Origin of the sequence: Formosa sp. Hel3_A1_48 (genome assembly GCF_001735715.1) — a bacterium.
Lineage (GTDB): Bacteria > Bacteroidota > Bacteroidia > Flavobacteriales > Flavobacteriaceae > UBA3537.
Genome location: NZ_CP017259.1, coordinates 1,591,315 through 1,609,179 on the forward strand (window position 1 = coordinate 1,591,315; position 17,865 = coordinate 1,609,179).

Below are 17,865 nucleotides of genomic sequence, written 5' to 3' on the forward strand. Positions count from 1 at the left end.
AGCAATCAATTTTATTATATTTGAAATTATTAATCAATTTATAAAAAAAATGAAGAAACTAATTTTAGTATTACTAGCATTTGCGGGAGCAAATCTATCTGCACAAGTTGCAAAATCGCGTTACATCAAAGTGGATGAAGACAAGGGTGAGCAAGTTTATGAAGCCATTAAAGCCAAAACTCAGAAATACAATCAATCTGCTGAACAAGGAGCGCATTATACTTTTTATATAGAAACAGGTCCTAGATCTGGGCAGTTGTTTAGAGCTCGTATAGAACAGGATATGGCAGCTTTTGATCAGGATGGAAGTCCAGAGGAATACCAAATGTGGAATGAAACCGTGGCGCCACATGTAACCAATGATCTTCCTCAAGTTTGGTACTATAACAAAGAGGTATCTCATGAAGTAACAGATCTTTGTCAAAAGCCATTGCGCCAAGTTATTTTATATAATATTGATCCTGCAAAATCAGATGATTTTTGGACATTTCGCAAACGGGTATATGACGCAGTCGTCAAATCAGAAGCTCAACTGGATATGGGTGTATGGACCGTTTTTGCTGGTAATAGAGGGTTAAATGTGCTTGTCGGATTTGCTCACGAAAATCACGCTGAGATGGATTTGGATGGTTCGGAAGAGTGGTCTAAGGTAGTTGCTGCTTATAATGAAGTAAATGGAGAAGATCAATTTAATACGGACAACGCTAAACTAAGAGAAAGTATGTCTGCGTGGGGTAATAGTACTCAACTTTGGACTTTTTTACCTGAATTAAGTTCACCATGTGTAACTCCATAATTTATAGAGTTTAGAATATATATCACCTATTAATTCAAACAACCCATAGCTTTCCTATGGGCTGTTTTTTTTAGTCATCAGATAGAGCTTAACACTTGTTTATTAACAATTAATCACAGTTCCCTTATTTTAATATATTATAAAATCACAACAATTATGTTGTGGTAAAATGAGCAGTTTTTATGGTCTAAAACTCATCAATAACTCACATATTAAAATCTTTTTTTATTTTTTACTGATTAAAAATGGGTTTCAGTGTTTTAATACCTTTTTTAAATAAAATCAATCTGTATACTAATTGTAGTGTTTTATTTTTGTTTCAAGCTGAAAAATAGCCCTATTTTGTGATGGTGTTTTTAACGTTTAAAAGCACATTTTTTTTGAATTAAATACAATCAACCAAAATACTATTATTGATAAATTTTAAATGGATTTAAACAACAATATATACATAGGAAAAAACCCTGCCTGTTTTTCAAATCAAAATGTTTCGGGTGACGAAGTGACTATCAATGGAGAGGCATTTTATAAGATCACAAACTTCAATAAAATGCGCCCGTTTTTTATGAGCATCGTAAGTAATTCTGATCACTGGATGTTTATCTCAAGCACCGGGGGACTTTCCGCAGGACGAAAGAACAGCAATTATGCGCTTTTTCCATACTACACAGATGATAAAATTACCGAGTCGAGTGAGCATACGGGGAGTAAGTCTATTTTTATTGTTCGCAAAGGTGAAAAGAATTTTTTATGGGAACCCTTATCTAACCGTCAAGATGGGGTTTATGAAGTTTCAAGGAATTTGTACAAAAATGCTTACGGTAATAAGGTTATTTTTGAAGAAGTCAATCACGACCTTCAAGTTTCTTTTTCCTACGAATGGAATTCAAGTGACGACTATGGCTTTATTCGCCAATCGACATTAAAAAATTTAGCCAATACAGCTGTTGATATTCGTCTTTTGGATGGAATACAAAATATTTTACCGCACGGTGTTGAAGTTGCACTGCAAAACAGTACAAGTAATCTTGTAGATGCCTACAAGAAATGTGAGCTAGAAACGGACTCAGGTTTGGGGATTTATTCATTAAGTGCCATTATCGTTGATAAAGCTGAGCCTAGTGAAGCATTAAAAGCCAATGTGGTTTGGTCTCTTGGGTTAAACGATTCTAAAAAACTTATTTCATCTACTCAAGTCAATGATTTCCGCAGAGGAAAGACAATTACAGAAGAAGTAGATATAAAAGCCGAGCGCGGAGCATATCTTCTTACAGCTGACCTTAATCTTAAAGAGAATGCCCAAGAACAATGGACTATAGTTGCTAATGTTAATCAGACAATTAATGACATTATTCAAATAAAAGAACGCATCAAAGATGAATCTACTCTACTTACAGAGTTAAAAGATTCTGTAGAAGAGGGAACACAACAACTCATTGCTTTAGTTGGCGCCTCAGATGGTCTTCAACTCACTTCTGATCGCGCAAGAAATACAAGGCATTTTGCCAATACCATGTTCAATATTATGCGTGGAGGTATTTTTGATGACAATTACAATATAGAAAAAAAAGATTTCAATGCGTACATAGAAAACGCCAACCACAAGGTATATTTCAAAAAATCAGATTTATTAAATGCACTTCCTGATACGTTTGACTTAACTCATTTGAAATCAATCGCGAAGGCCGATGATGACCAAAACTTTAAACGACTTTGCTATGAGTATTTGCCATTGAAGTTTAGTCGTCGTCATGGCGACCCTAGTCGACCTTGGAACAAGTTTTCGATAAATACCCGAAATGAAGATGGATCAAAAATCTTGGATTATCAAGGCAATTGGCGTGATATCTTCCAAAATTGGGAAGCACTTGTACATTCATATCCTGAATTTATTGAAGGGATGATTCATAAATTTTTGAATGCCACAACTTTTGACGGCTACAATCCCTACCGTGTCACAAAAGATGGATTTGACTGGGAAACCATCGAGCCAGATAACCCTTGGTCATATATTGGGTATTGGGGAGATCACCAAATCATTTATCTGCTCAAGTTTTTAGAATTTATTGAAACCTACTATCCAAATAAATTAGAGAGTTATTTTTCTAAAGATTTATTTGTTTATGCCAACGTGCCTTATCGAATAAAGCCTTATGAGCAAATTCTTAAAGATCCAAAAAACACCATCGATTTTGATCACGAAGCAGAAGCGAAAATTCAATTGAAACGTGACGAAATTGGAGTAGACGGCGCACTTCTGCGCGACAAAAATATATTCATCTACAAAGTTAATTTCATTGAGAAAATTTTAGCTACAGTATTGGCTAAAATATCCAACTTTATTCCCGAAGCTGGAATTTGGATGAATACTCAACGACCAGAGTGGAACGACGCAAATAATGCATTAGTTGGTAATGGAGTATCAATGGTAACCCTTTACTATTTACGCCGCTTTTTGAAATTTTTTGACACGACCTTAAAAACAACCACAACCAAAGATGTTGAAGTCTCAGTAGAGTTGATTGAATTTTTCGATCAGGTTGCTCAAACACTCAAAAACAACGAACATCTTCTTTCTGGGGCCATTTCAGATAAAGACCGAAAAATTGTTTTAGATGGTCTTGGCAAAGCTGGTAGCCAGTACCGCTCTACAATTTATAACAATAGCTTTAGCGGAGAGAAAGATACAGTTGATTTAGAAAAAATAAGGTCATTTATTTCCACTGCATTAGCGCATTTAGAGCATTCTATTCAGGCCAATAAAAGAGCGGACAACCTCTATCATGCATACAATTTGATGACAGTTGAAAACCATGAATCTGTATCGGTATCCTATTTGCCAGAAATGTTAGAAGGTCAGGTGGCAGTATTGAGTTCTGGTTACCTTTCTACTGAAGAATCTTTAAGTGTTTTAGATGCCCTTAAAGCGAGTAAATTATTTAGACCAGATCAGTACAGCTACATATTATACCCCAATAAAACGCTATCTCGTTTTGTAGATAAAAATACAATATCTAACAAACAATTTGAGTCTTCAATTCTCTTACAAAGACTTGTTGAAGCCGGCAATACACAGGTTATTTCTCAAGACTGCAATGGCGGATTGCATTTTAATGGCAACTTTAATAATGTTGATAATTTAAAAGAAGCATTAACAAACTTACCGGACGAATTTTCAGCTATTGCTGATAAGGAAGCCGAAGAGGTCTATGCTATCTTTGAAGCTAATTTTGATCACAAATCATTCACTGGCCGTTCAGGCACATTCTTTGGCTACGAAGGACTGGGGTCCATCTATTGGCACATGGTTTCCAAATTATTATTAGCTGCATTTGAAGCTACTCAAAAAGCAATTGATGAGCAAAAAGACCCTAAAACAGTAGGAAGACTTTTTGATCACTACTTTGAAATTAATGCAGGGATTGGTGCGCACAAATCTCCAGAGTTATACGGAGCGTTTCCTACAGATCCTTATTCTCATACGCCAGGAGGTAAGGGGGCGCAACAGCCAGGTATGACTGGGCAAGTAAAAGAAGATATTTTATGTCGTTTTGGAGAGTTGGGAATGCGTGTGTCCAATGGGGTTCTTGCTTTTGATTCTAGTATTTTAAAAGCATCCGAATTTATAGATGAAACTCAGGATTTTGAATATGTAGATGTTGCTCAAGAAAAACAATGTATAGGTCTAGAAAAAGATAGTTTAGCGTTTACTGTTTGTCAAGTTCCTGTGATTTACAAAAAAGCAACTAAACCTTCAATATCCGTTGAATTTTTTGATGGGTCTACCAAAATTTTTGATTCCAACGCATTGGATAGTGAAACAACAAAGCACGTTTTTGAACGTACACATAAAATAAAAAATATGACTGTTTATGTAGTCAAATAAATGTAGTAGAGTGTAAAATAAAACAAATGAACGCCTTAAAAAAACATATTAAGATTGCTTTTATCTGTATATGTCTTTTTAGTACTTCATGCAAAATCACAACAAAAGAAAATTTGAATCACAACAACAAAACAGCGGAGCAAATTCTTGGGAACCCAGAGTTCCTAGCAATATCTTATGGAGGTTATCGAATGACTTCAAGAGAAATTCAACCTTCTGTTGAGGCTATCAAGGAAGACCTGATGATTATGCATTCCATGGGTATTAGAATATTGAGAACCTATAATTTGCAATATCCGCACGCTTCCAATATACTCAAGGCCATTAAAGAATTAAGATCTAAGCATGCCGGCTTTGAAATGTATGTTATGTTAGGAGCTTGGATAGATTGTGCTAATGCCTGGACAGACCTTCCTCCTAATCATGAGCTGGAGGACGAAGAAAATAATGCTTCTGAAATCAATAAAGCAATAGCTCTTGCGAATCAGTACCCTGAAATTGTAAAAATTATTGCGGTTGGGAATGAAGCCATGGTACATTGGGCGACACCATATTTTGTAAAGCCAGAAGTGGTCTTAAAATGGGTTAATTATTTACAAAACCAAAAAGCACAAGGTCATCTTTCAAAAGCAGTCTGGATCACCAGTTCAGATAATTTTGCTTCATGGGGAGGTGGAAGCCCAGATTACCACAATCAAGATTTAGAACAACTTGTATCCGCTGTGGATTACATATCCGTACACACGTATCCCTTTCACGACACGCATTATAATTCAAGTTTTTGGTTGACCCCAGAAGATGAAGCTGCACTTTCTGAAACTGAAATAATAGAAAACGCCGTGCAGCGTGCAAAGTCCTACGCTGTACAACAATACCAAAGTGTAAAGAATTATGTCAATTCGTTAGGAATAGAAAAACCAATCCACATTGGAGAGACAGGCTGGGCTACAACTTCTCAAGGGCTTTATGGTGCAAATGGTTCACGAGCTGCGGATGAGTACAAACAAGCATTGTACTATAAATTAATGCGCGAATGGACCAATGAGAACAATATAGCATGCTTTTATTTTGAGGCTTTTGATGAACCGTGGAAAGACGCTAATCACCCTAATGGGTCAGAAAATTGTTTTGGTCTTTTTACCACGGACGGCCAGGCTAAATATGCTCTATGGCCCTTAGTAGATAAAGGTGTTTTTAAAGGGCTTTCCAGAGATGGAAAATTTATTAAGAAAACCTACCAAGGAAATAAAAGTGATTTATTGAAGGATATTTTTCCGCCAAAATTAGCTTTAGCTCTAAAGACGAACTAATATTATGAAATTCTTAAGTCTATTTTCGGTTTTATTATTTTCGTTCACTTTGTATTTAGTGCCTACAACAAACAATGTTGTAGAGGTTTCAGGGCGTCAACTTATAGTTGATAATACCCCTTACTTTATGAAAGGGGTCTGTTATCATCCTGTTTTAAGAGGTGAAACCGAGCGTAATTTCAGTACAATCGATCAAGATTTAGAGCTTATAAGCGAAGCTGGAATAAATACTATTCGTGTCTATGCACCCATTGATGATATAGAAGTATTAGATAAAATTGATGCTGCTGGTTTAAAACTCATCGTCAGCTTTGGCTACAATCAAAAAGGCGTTTATGATATTTTATCAGGTACTTTTTTAGATTACATCATGAAGTACAAAGACCACAATTCTATTTTAATCTGGGAACTTGGCAATGAATACAATTACCATCCGGAGTGGTTTGGTGGAGATATTCAAAATTGGTACAATGCTTTAAGTCAAGCCACTGACCAAATTCACGATATTGATCCAAATCATCCAGTGGCCACAGCTCATGGGGATATGCCAGACAAGCAAGCCCTTGCATCTAATCCTAATATTGATATATGGGGTTTAAATGTCTACCGTTGGGATCAACCTCAATCTGTATTTAAAGAATGGCAAACAGTGAGCGATAAACCAGTTTACCTTTCTGAAGCTGGAGCTGATAGTTATATGAAAATATCAAAAGCAGGTTTCAAACAAGGCGAGAACCAACGAGCACAAGCTGTAGCCAATGCAAAGATAATCGATGCCGTCTTAGACCGCTCTGATGTTGCGTCTGGGATTTTTGTTTTTTCGTTTACAGATGGTTTATGGAAAGCGGGGAATCCAAATGAACAAGATATAGGAGGCTGGGCGCCTAACAGCAGCGGAGTACCCTACGATGGCACACCCAACGAAGAATACTGGGGTATTGTCGACATTAACCGAAATAAAAAAGAAACCTTTGAGGTCATTAAAGAACGTTTTGTCAACTTTTCATTGCCTTCTAAATAAAGCTAAAATACTTATGAAATTCAAAATTGCCTTTTTATTATTTTTTTTAATTACAATGAACGCTTGTATGAACTCTACTAAGGAAAATATTACTGTTATTGAAACTTCAAAGAGCGGAAACCAACTGACGGAGCGCACTGATTTTGAATTAGGGGCTTCTCCTTCTTTAATAAAACTAAATTTTGATCAAAAATTTCAAACGATTTCGGGTTTTGGAGGTGCTTTTACAGAAGCATCAGCGCACTTACTGAATCGAATGAGTCAAGAAAATAGGACCGCTATCTTAGAAGCATACTTTAGTCGAAAAGGGGCAAATTATTCACTGACGCGGACACACATGAATTCGTGTGATTTTTCCTTGTCAAACTATTCATATTCTCCAGTTGCTGGAGATAAAAATTTAGAGCATTTTTCTGTGCAAGAAGATCAACTCGATTTGATCCCTATGATCAAAGGCGCATTAGCAACTTCTGAAGATGGATTTAGATTATTTGCTTCACCATGGACTGCTGCGCCTTGGATGAAAGACAATAATGATTGGGTAGGCGGTAAATTACTGCCAAAGTATTATGATACCTGGGCCTTATTTTTTTCCAAATATGTAGATGCCTACAAAGCTGAGGGTATTGATATTTGGGGCTTTACGGTAGAAAATGAACCACACGGAAATGGCAACAACTGGGAAAGTATGCATTTTACCCCAGAAGAAATGACGGATTTTGTTCAAAATTTTCTAGGGCCAAAATTAGAAGCTGATGGTAAAGGGGATTTGATTATTCTTGGATACGATCAAAATCGTGAGGGGATTAAAGAATGGGTAGATGTGATGTACAATGATGAAGCGTCCTCAAAATACTTCGATGGAACAGCAATCCATTGGTATGAAAGCACCTACGACTTTTTTCCTGAGGCACTTCAATACGCACACGAAAAAGCACCAAACAAATATTTGATACAAACTGAAGCTTGTGTGGACTCTGAAGTTCCTGCGTGGAAAGATGATAATTGGTATTGGGAGAAAAAAGCAACAGATTGGGGCTATGACTGGCGTGAGGATAACAAAAAATACCTTCATCCCAAATATGCCCCTGCAAATCGTTATGCACGAGATATAATTGGGTGCCTCAACAACTGGGTCGATGGTTGGGTCGATTGGAATATGGTTTTAGATCGTCAAGGAGGACCAAATTGGTTCAAGAATTGGTGTGCTGCTCCTATCATCGTAGATCCAGAGACCGATGAGGTATACTATACTCCATTGTATTACATTATGGCCCATTTCAGTAAATATATACGCCCGGGAGCAGAAGTAATAGGGGTAGATTCAACCGACAAAGACTTGATGGTTGCCGCAGCCAAAAACCCTGACAACTCTGTAGCTGTAGTGGTTTTTAATGAAGGGATGGAGCAAAAATATTTTGAATTAAAAACGTCAACTTCTACCACACAAATTTCGATTAGTCCTCAAGCAATTCAAACAATTTTGATTACTAACTAACAAACAAAAAAATATGAGTAATTTTATGAATACCAACAAAGTACCGCTAGGCCAAAAGATCGCTTTTGGTTTTGGTATGTTGGCTAATCAAATGTTTCCAGCCATCTTGGGAATATTTATGGTCGTTCTTGTAGAGGACTTGGGTTTTTCCGGTTGGATGTGGTCTTTAGTTTTTCTTTTCCCAAGAATTTTTGACGCTTTCCTTGATCCTATAATGGGGTTTATTTCTGACAATACAAAGTCCAAATGGGGAAGACGTCGACAATATGTTTTTATTGGCGGTATTCTTATGGGGCTTGCATATATCTTTATGTGGCAGCTGTACAAGGCTGACGGTGTAGAATACAACTTTTGGTATTTCTTTTTATGGTCTCTAGTCTTTTATTTGGGATTGACCATTTTTAGCGTTCCTTATGTTGCTATGGGTTACGAGATGAGTGATGATTTTCACGAGCGAACTAATATTATGGCTATCTCGCAGTGGATTGGCCAATGGGCTTGGGTAATTGCCCCTTTGTTTTGGATCATTATGTATGACGAAAACTGGTTCCCATCAGCAGATATTGCCGTACGAGAATTAGCTATTTGGGTGGCTATTCCTTGTGCAATCTTTGCCATAATTCCTGCTGTTTTCATCGAAAGCAAGTCAACTTTAAATGAAGATTATGAACCTTTGAATTTTGCTAATATTGGCAATAGCCTAAAAAAGATATTTGAAAGTTTTTCAGAAGCCTTCAAGATTAAAGATTTCAGAAGATTATGTGGCGCAACTTTTTTGATTTTTAATGCTTTTAACACTGTTGCAGCACTAACATTTTTTGTTATTGTCTATAAATTATTTAACGGCGATGCTGGAGCCAGTGGAGTATGGGTGTCTATGTTTGGATGTTTAGGCGCTTTAGGAACCACCTTTATTGTAATTCCTACAGTTGCATGGATGTCAAAAAAAATGGGTAAGAAAAGAGCTTTTATGATGTCACAAGCTATTTCACTAATTGGTTATGTAATGTTATACTTTTTATTCATCCCAGGAAAGCCGTGGATGTATATAATTGCACTGCCTTTCTTTTCTTTTGGAATAGGAAGTTTATTTATGATCATGATGTCTATGACCGCAGATGTTATTGATATTGATGAAATAAATACGGGCAAACGTAGAGAAGGAATTTTTGGTGCAATCTATTGGTGGATGGTCAAAGTTGGTTTTGGAATAGCTGGAGCGCTCAGTGGTGTAATTATAACTGTTGTTGGATTTAGTCCAGACCTTACTACTCAAGATCAACAGGCTGCTGTTGATGGGCTACACGCTTTCTTTTGTTTTTTTCCAATGGGGGGGACCATCATAGCAATGATTATAATGTGGAATTACAGTATCACAGAAGGAAAAGCCAATGAAATCAAAGAAATATTAACTAAAAGAAAAAACGAAAAAAGTACTAAATAATGTCATATAGAAAAGAAAAATACAGATCACTTTTAGGGGTAGATACTAATTTATTGGGTGAGAAAGAACTTCAGAAAATGAGTCAATCTATTTTAGAAGACGGAATGCACGGACTTTGTTTTAGCCCATATGAAGAGGGTCAGGAACCAGGAGACCCAATCTCTGAAGCTCAAATTAGAAGAAAACTAGAAATCATAGCACCTTATACCAAATGGATCCGCACCTTTTCTTGCACAGAGGGGAATGAGCAAATTCCTAGGCTGGCCAAAGAATACGGATTGAAAACCTTAGTCGGCGCCTGGTTGGGTGATGATGCACAAGTGAATGAAGATGAAATAGAGGGGCTAATTACACTAAGTAAAGCTGGTTTTGTTGATGTCGCCGCTGTAGGAAATGAGGTAATGTATCGTGGAGATTTAGAAGAAGATGAATTGATTTCATTTATAAATCGGGTTAAACAAGCCATTCCAGAAATTCCAGTAGGCTATGTAGATGCATATTACGAATTTTCCGATCGGCCAAGAATCACGGAAGTTTGTGATGTTATTTTAGCCAATTGTTATCCCTACTGGGAAGGCTGCAGCCTAGAATATTCATTGGTGTATATGAAGCAAATGTTTTATCAAGCGCAAGCAGCTGGTCAGGGTAAAAAAGTAATTATCACTGAAACAGGCTGGCCAAGCGAAGGGGCATCTTTGGAAGGGGCGCATCCTTCTTATGAAAATGCCTTGCGTTATTTTATCAATGCACAGAATTGGTCTAAACAAGACAGTATAGAAATGTTTTATTTCTCATCATTCGATGAGTCATGGAAAGTAGGTTCTGAAGGTGATGTTGGTGCTTTTTGGGGGCTTTGGGACAAAGACGAAAATTTGAAATTTTAAGTTCTTTTTCTTATATTTAGTCTATGGATTATACATCGTTTTTTGGGGTAAAAAAGGGCTTAGCCGTTTGCTATTCAGGATATAGGAATGGTCAGCGTCCTGGACATATTTACCCTTCATATGAGGAAGTTAAAGAGGATTTAACAATCATTGAAAAACAATGGCAATACATTAGGCTATATAGCTGTGATGCACATTCAAAAACAGTTTTAGAAGTCATAAAAAACGAAAATATGACTTTGAAGGTCATGCTTGGAGCTTATATTGAAGCCGAAGAAAACAATCCAAACTGTCCATGGGGTGGCAACTATAATCCCGATGAATTGTTAACTAACAAAAACAGGAATTTAAAGCGAATGGATCTGCTCATTGGTTTTGCAAATCAATATCGGGACATTATTTTTTCTCTTTCTGTTGGAAATGAGGCTTGTGTAGATTGGACCGATCATTTGGTCTCTGTGGATGCTGTAGTATCTTATGTAAAATACGTCAAAGCTCAGGCAACGCAACCCGTAACCTTTTGTGAAAATTACGTTCCGTGGTTGGATAAACTTGAGCCATTAGCTAATGAGGTTGATTTTATTTCGATACATACCTACCCAGTTTGGGAACACAAAACAATCTATGAGGGCATGGAATTTACCAAGCAAAATTATGATGCCGTTGCCAAGAAATATCCCAATAAGTTGATTGTTATAACTGAAGCGGGATGGGCTACACAGTCTAACGGTTATGGAATACCAGTTGAAAATGTCAATAATGAGGTGCAAAAAATTTATTACAAAGCACTTTCCCATTGGAGTAAATCAGAAACCATTCTCACTTTTGTTTTTGAAGCTTTTGACGAACCTTGGAAAGGTTCAAGTGACCCCAACGAACCAGAAAAGCACTGGGGTTTGTATACTGTTGACAGAGCCCCTAAGCTTGCGATGCAACCAATCGGGTATAAATAAGTAACTTTTTCAAACTTTTACTAAATTTCATAAAGTTGTTTCTACTTCACGTCATGTAATCTATTTGATCTATTTCCATGAAAGATGAAATTAAATGATCCAAATTTTGAAAAATAATTTTGCTAACGAGCAAAATAGCAGTTACCAAAGTAGTGTTTTGATTAGTTTTACACTAATGCGGTAATTTAGATCTTAACAACCCATACAAGAAAGTGCCCAAAAGCGCCCCTAGTATAACGATTAAAATAGGTAAAAACCCAGCCCCTAAAAGCGTAAACATCGGCCCAGGACAAGCTCCTGCCAGCGCCCAACCTAAACCAAAAATAACACCACCAATGATGTATCTTCTGATTCCTTTTTCTTTAGGTACAAACATTATGCTACTGCCAAAGAATGATTTAATATCATAGCGCTTTATCAGTAATGTGTTGATGACTCCTATCACAAGAGCAGTTCCAATAATTCCGTACATATGGAAGGCTTCAAAACGAAACATTTCATAAATTCTAAACCAAGATGCTGCTTCAGATTTATACATGGTTATTCCAAAACATATGCCGATAATTAGGTAAAATACTGTTTTCATAAGACTAAAATATTATAGGGAATATTAGGTGCGTCATGATGAGCCCTCCAATAAAAAATCCAATCACAGCGATCAATGAAGGAACTTGTAAATTACTTAATCCGGAAATGGCATGACCGGATGTGCATCCACCCGCATAACGGGCTCCAAAACCGACAAAGAGTCCACCAATAAATAAAATCAAAAGAGTTTTGGGATCAGCAAAAGCATTCGCTCCGAATAGTTCTGATGGTACATATGCTGATCCAGCGCTCTCAAACCCTAATGTCTTTAAATTTGTAATTGTATTAGAATTTATCAATACAGCACTAGAGTTAGTCATAAAATGAGCAGCAATGAAGCCCCCAATGATAGCACCAAGAACAACAATTAGATTCCATTTTTGAGCTTTCCAGTCAAATCTGAAAAATTGAGCTTGGTTGCCCGCGCCACAGATGCTACATATGGTCCTTAGATTACTCGACATGCCAAATTTCTTCCCCGATAGTTGCAGTAGTAACATGATCAAAGCAATTGCAACACCAGAAAGATACCATGGCCATGGTTGATTGATAAATTCCATAAAAATAAATTTTGACTTTTAAAAATAACTCATTTTAAATAGACTCAGAAATAAACCTATAAAAATTCCATGTAAAAAATTAACACAGCCATTAGTAAAATAAAATATCCAAATCCTTTACGTAGTTTTTGTTCATTTATTTTATGATTGAGGTAAGAGCCAATAAAGATACCAACAACTGCTATGGAAGTAAACAGCAATAAAAAGCCCCAATCAATAGCCATGCTTTGCGCATCTCCTAAGAAAAACCCAATCAATGATTGCAAGGTAACAATAACCAGCGATGTTCCAATTGCTGTTTTAATATCAATTCTAGTTATAACAACTAGAGTCGGAATAATTAAAAACCCCCCACCTGCACCTACAATTCCAGTAAGCATTCCAATTACTGCGCCTTGAAGGGGCATTAATATATAATTGTAGTTTAATTGCTCAGTTTTATTGGTATTAATAGAGGTCGATAAAGGGTTCAACATTGCTAATGCTGCAGGAATCATAATTAATGCAAATAATCCAAACATACCCATACGGCGAGTAATCGAAATTCCGTAAATACTGAATATTTCATCGGGTATAATTGGAATAAGCGTAGACCGAACAAATATAACACTTAAGATAGCTGGGATGCCGAAAATAAGGGCAGTTTTAAAATCTACATTCCCTTTTTGAACTTGTTTTATTCCACCAACGAAAGCACTACAACCTACTATAAATAAAGAGTATCCCGTTGCCAATTTTTCATCAAGCAAAAAAAGATAGGCCAAAACGGGTACAGCTAAAATAGAGCCACCACCACCAATAAGTCCAAGGATAAGTCCAATCAAAAGAGCTGCACAATAGCCCAACAAATCAATTAATTCCATTAAAAGTATTAAATGCTAAAATTATTAACAGCCTGTAAGTTAATAAAAATTGACCTCAGGCACTCAAAATTCACATCTAACTTTTTTTTTGTAAATTTATAGGCAAGAGGTTCTTTTAATTAGGTAAAAACCAATGGATTATGGTCAATTTATTATCGTACGAAAAGCTTTATAATGTTGCACTTTCAGAAAAGGTAAAATTAAAAATTGAGAAGAGTATTTTGGTGATTGCCATGTTGAGCTTCTTGCTTCATTTGGCTTTAATATACCTTAAGCGTTACGATCTTCTAAATATTTTTGAAGATTCTAATTTTTTTGACAACCCAATTGCAGCTATTTATACACCTTTCTCATTTATATTGGTTTACGAAGTATACTTGTTGATTTTTTACCTCCCAAGATCAATCACAACCTATATTACCAAGCAATATGAAATTATTACTTTAATTGTCATTAGGAGAATTTTTAAAGATTTATCAAATCTTGAATTATCATCTAATTGGTTTGATATTAAAAATGATATTGCCTTTACTTATGATATCATTACAGCCCTGATTCTGTTTTTCATGATTTACGTGTTTTCTTATCTCAGAGAAAATTTAGAAAATAATGTGAAGACTCATGTAGATGTTCCACAAATCAAGCAGTTTATTAAGATCAAAAAAATAATGGCGACCATGCTGATTCCAATTTTTGTTTTTATTGGTATTTTGACTTTTGGGCGTTGGTTGATGGATGCTGCACCGGAAAATCTTTCTGCAACCTTAAAGGATGTTAACAGCCTGTTTTTTGATGAGTTTTTTGCGGTTCTTATCATAGTTGATGTGTTATTGCTCTTGGTGTCTTTTTTCTACACGGATCAATTTCATAAAGTGATTAGAAATTCAGGCTTTATTATTTCTACTATTCTTATTCGAATGTCTTTTTCGGTCGAAGGTGTTTTGAATAACATTCTGATTTTTGCTTCTATTGCTTTTGGTCTAGGGATACTTTGGATACACAATAAATTTGTAAAAAATCTAAAATTAGAATAAAAAAATCCAAACCTAAGTTTGGATTTTTGTTGCTAGTAAAGAGATAATTTAAATGATTTAGTGCTTATTTTTCTGTTTTTTCTTCCCTTTCAAATGTTTCTTTTTCATAAGCTCTTTTTTCTTTTGGGACTTCTCCCATAGACCATATTGTTTTGGGGTTAAAATCGATTTCATAGCTTTTTTCATCGCGATTTTTTCTTCCAAAAGATCTACTTGCATTTGATACATTTCTTCGCTGTTTGGACGTTCTTTTGGTCTGTTCGCTCTACGTTTTTTATGCGTGTTGGCCTTACTTAGTACCAAAGCGTACACTTGTTGCTCTTGGGTGTCGTTTAGGTCTAATTCTAGTGTCATTTTTTTGGACCAGAGTGTGGCTTGTTGTTCTGCTGTCAATTTATTCATTCGCTCCATTCGTTTTTCCGGAGGGCTCTGTTGATGCGGTGGCTGTGCTATTAAAAAAGCACTAAATAGAATTAGAAAAATGCTTATTATTTTTTTCATAATAGTTATTATTAATTTGTATTCAATAAATTATTTTGGGTCTAAAACCGCCTCAATTCTTTCTAAAATATCCTTAAGGTGAATCCTAGACATTGTATTCGAAGTTCTGTTTAACCCTCGACGGACCATACTTTTCAAGGTGCTTAATTCTGCCCGAACAACTGCTCTAATATCTGATTGATTGGTGTTAACAGCGGTTGATTTAATATAGTCGCTACCGCGTCTCTTACTTTGATTTTCAGCAGTCATAAGGTAGGCCAAACGTTCGACATGTGCTCGTTGCAACTGACGTCTGTAAGTGTCAATTTCTGTTCCTTTTTTGAGTTCACTCCAGATACTATTTCGTAAAGTTTTTGTAAGATCGCTCACTAAAAAGGCATCCGACCCATTTAGGGTTTGATTCTCAATAAGCCGCGCCATTTTCCCTAAGCTCAAAAGGTTTTTTAGGGTGCGTTCTTGCAATGACCGAATTCGTTCTACAGACCCAGAGTATTCGATGCGTTCAAAAATAGATTTGTCTAAAAGCCAGGCTGGTGTTTGAAACAATTCTTTATCTAAAAACGCCAGTGCTTCAGCTTGTTTTTCCTTTGCTACATGCGTATACACGGCGCCCTCTTGATCGGCGGTTTTATAGTGCTCGTAGACACCACCAACATTATTAGCAACATGCCCCATATAACGATTAAATTGAGAGAGGACTTGTCCGTACATCTGTGCTAAATCGTCGTAGGTCTCGCCATCTTTTGTGGTCCATTCAATTAAATTAGGTACAATGCGCTGTAGGTTTTTGATGCCATATGTACTAGCGAGCACAGCATCATCGCCAAGGTCCTCAGTTTGAGAACTAGGATCGACCACATCACCAACTTGTTGGTGACCAAAACGATACATCGGATCACCAGCATGGGTTGTAATCCAGCCATTGAGTGTTTCCTTTTCCTCTTCTGCAGTTTTGTCTAAAATAGGTTTGTATCCCCATGCGATTGCATACTTGTCGTAGACACCAATATTTGGCATTAAGGCAACCCCTTTATCTTCAGGCTGAGCGACATAATTAAAACGTGCATAGTCCATGATTGATGGTGCTGTTCCGTATTTTTGAGTGAAAGAGGCACTTCTTAAATCTTCAACTTTATAAGCACAACTACTTCCCATATTATGTGGTAATCCAAGGGTGTGACCTACCTCGTGAGCAGAGACAAAACGAATTAATCTACCCATTACTTCGTCCTCGAATTCTGCTCCACGAGCATCAGGATTGATGGCTGCTGTTTGGACAAAAAACCAACCTCTTAGTAAGGTCATTACATTATGATACCAATTGATGTCACTTTCCAAAATCTCTCCGGTTCTAGGATCGCTAACATGTGGGCCGTTAGCATTTGGGATCGGTGAAGCTAAATAGCGCACTACAGAGTAGCGTACATCCTCTGGGCTCCATTCAGGATCTTCTTCAATAGAAGGGGGATCAGCTGCTATAATAGCATTTTTAAATCCCGCTGCTTCAAACGCAACTTGCCAGTCTTCAATTCCTTGTTTAATGTATTTACGCCATTTTTTTGGAGTAGCTCGATCGATATAGTATACAATTTGTTTTTTTGGCTCAACTAATTCTCCTGCTTTAAATTTTTGAATGTCTTCGTCTTTGACCTCGAGTCTCCAACGATCCAAGTACGTTAGCTCACGACTGCGTTGATCTTCCAATCCATAGTCGACTTGTCCTCTAGTAAACCAACCAACACGCTCATCAAAATAACGCCTTTTCATGGGGTTTTCAGGTAACAAAATCATAGAATTATTAATTTCGATTGAAATCGCTCCTGTGCTTGAGTTTGAGGGAGCATTTGAAGCTGCATATGTTTTGACATGTCGGGCTTCAATGTTTTTGGGGTAACTCTTAATACTTTCAATAAAGGATTTGTTACTCTCTAAGCGTGAAACTTTGTACTGCTTTCTACGGTAACTTGGCAAGCCTAGTGCTTTAACATCCTTATCAAATAATTCCGTCACATTGATCACTGTTGCAGTTGAATCTTTGCTTATTGTTTCGACTGGAAAAGTATACAAAACAGGCTCAAAGTTTGAATTGACTACCGCCTGGTGCACAGGCAGTGAATCTGCTGCAAATACTTCGTAAGAAACCACACGCAGTAGTACTTTTTTGTCCTTTTTTTGCCATCTTAAAACTTGGGTATTTTGTTTTCCGCCCCCGAACCCAATGCCAGAGGCCGTTTTTGAGATTCGCGTTACCATCAGCATCTCTTTGTCAAATAGTGAGTCAGGAATTTCGTAGAAAAAATCAGCATCTATTTTATGAACTGTAAACAAACCAGAATCAGAAACAGCATCTTCCGTAATGATCTCATCGTAAGGTTTTAGGTCTCCTTTTTTAGGTTTTGGCTTTTCAACTGCTGGAGCTTTACTTTTTTTTGAAGAAGTTGTCTTGATGCTTATGGCGCAAGAATGTACCAAAAAAACAGTAAGTAGCAGTATGCTGATTTTTTTGAAGAATCTCATAATTACTTAA

14 protein-coding genes are annotated in these 17,865 nt (G+C 36.6%); 9 read left to right on the forward strand and 5 right to left on the reverse strand.

Features of this window, described 5'->3' with window-relative positions:
- Positions 1-49 precede the first annotated feature (49 nt).
- The 8 genes from FORMA_RS07195 (at position 50) to FORMA_RS07230 (ending at position 11,792) form a co-directional block, all read left to right on the forward strand.
- Entirely contained in the window at positions 50-796 is a 747-nt protein-coding gene (locus tag FORMA_RS07195; protein ID WP_069675025.1) for a hypothetical protein, read from the forward strand.
- A gap of 427 nt (positions 797-1,223) precedes the next feature.
- On the forward strand, positions 1,224-4,682 hold the full coding sequence (locus FORMA_RS07200; RefSeq protein WP_069675026.1) for a hypothetical protein: 3,459 nt from the start codon (positions 1,224-1,226) through the stop codon (positions 4,680-4,682).
- 26 nt (positions 4,683-4,708) lie between these two features.
- On the forward strand, positions 4,709-5,992 hold the full coding sequence (locus tag FORMA_RS07205; RefSeq protein WP_157506052.1) for a glycosyl hydrolase family 17 protein: 1,284 nt from the start codon (positions 4,709-4,711) through the stop codon (positions 5,990-5,992).
- Positions 5,993-5,996: 4 nt separating this feature from the next.
- Positions 5,997-7,013: a glycoside hydrolase family 2 TIM barrel-domain containing protein gene (locus tag FORMA_RS07210; protein WP_069675027.1), complete on the forward strand. Its 1,017-nt coding sequence runs from the start codon at positions 5,997-5,999 to the stop codon at positions 7,011-7,013.
- A 67-nt stretch (positions 7,014-7,080) separates the two neighbouring features.
- Positions 7,081-8,511, forward strand: a complete 1,431-nt coding sequence (locus FORMA_RS07215) for a glycoside hydrolase family 30 protein (RefSeq protein WP_231924978.1) — start codon at positions 7,081-7,083, stop codon at positions 8,509-8,511.
- 13 nt (positions 8,512-8,524) lie between these two features.
- Entirely contained in the window at positions 8,525-9,955 is a 1,431-nt protein-coding gene (locus tag FORMA_RS07220) for an MFS transporter (protein ID WP_083236578.1), read from the forward strand.
- Entirely contained in the window at positions 9,955-10,839 is an 885-nt protein-coding gene (locus FORMA_RS07225) for a glycoside hydrolase family 17 protein (RefSeq protein WP_069675028.1), read from the forward strand. Before FORMA_RS07220 ends, FORMA_RS07225 begins: the two co-directional genes overlap by 1 nt.
- A 23-nt stretch (positions 10,840-10,862) precedes the next feature.
- Positions 10,863-11,792 carry a glycosyl hydrolase family 17 protein gene (locus tag FORMA_RS07230; protein ID WP_069675029.1) on the forward strand — a complete coding sequence of 310 codons (930 nt, stop codon included), beginning with the start codon at positions 10,863-10,865 and terminating at the stop codon, positions 11,790-11,792.
- Positions 11,793-11,964: 172 nt separating this feature from the next.
- Here the strand turns inward: FORMA_RS07230 and FORMA_RS07235 are convergent, their stop codons facing one another.
- The 3 genes from FORMA_RS07235 to FORMA_RS07245 are packed head-to-tail and all read right to left on the reverse strand — an operon-like array spanning position 11,965 to position 13,803.
- Positions 11,965-12,378: a DUF6691 family protein gene (locus tag FORMA_RS07235; protein ID WP_069675030.1), complete on the reverse strand. Its 414-nt coding sequence runs from the start codon at positions 12,376-12,378 to the stop codon at positions 11,965-11,967.
- 4 nt (positions 12,379-12,382) lie between these two features.
- Positions 12,383-12,940 carry a YeeE/YedE family protein gene (locus FORMA_RS07240; protein WP_069675031.1) on the reverse strand — a complete coding sequence of 186 codons (558 nt, stop codon included), beginning with the start codon at positions 12,938-12,940 and terminating at the stop codon, positions 12,383-12,385.
- Between the two features lie 56 nt (positions 12,941-12,996).
- Positions 12,997-13,803, reverse strand: a complete 807-nt coding sequence (locus FORMA_RS07245; protein WP_069675032.1) for a sulfite exporter TauE/SafE family protein — start codon at positions 13,801-13,803, stop codon at positions 12,997-12,999.
- Positions 13,804-13,943: 140 nt separating this feature from the next.
- On the opposite strand from FORMA_RS07245, the gene FORMA_RS07250 reads away from it, so the two are divergent.
- Positions 13,944-14,837, forward strand: coding sequence for a hypothetical protein (locus tag FORMA_RS07250; RefSeq protein ID WP_069675033.1), 894 nt, complete (start codon positions 13,944-13,946; stop codon positions 14,835-14,837).
- Between the two features lie 57 nt (positions 14,838-14,894).
- On the opposite strand, the gene FORMA_RS07255 is transcribed toward FORMA_RS07250, so the two are convergent.
- Together FORMA_RS07255 and FORMA_RS07260 are read right to left on the reverse strand one after the other, a co-directional pair.
- Entirely contained in the window at positions 14,895-15,338 is a 444-nt protein-coding gene (locus FORMA_RS07255; protein ID WP_069675034.1) for a hypothetical protein, read from the reverse strand.
- 30 nt (positions 15,339-15,368) lie between these two features.
- Positions 15,369-17,855 (reverse strand): zinc-dependent metalloprotease, encoded by a 2,487-nt coding sequence (locus FORMA_RS07260; RefSeq protein WP_069675035.1) that lies wholly within the window; start codon positions 17,853-17,855, stop codon positions 15,369-15,371.
- Positions 17,856-17,865 lie beyond the last annotated feature (10 nt).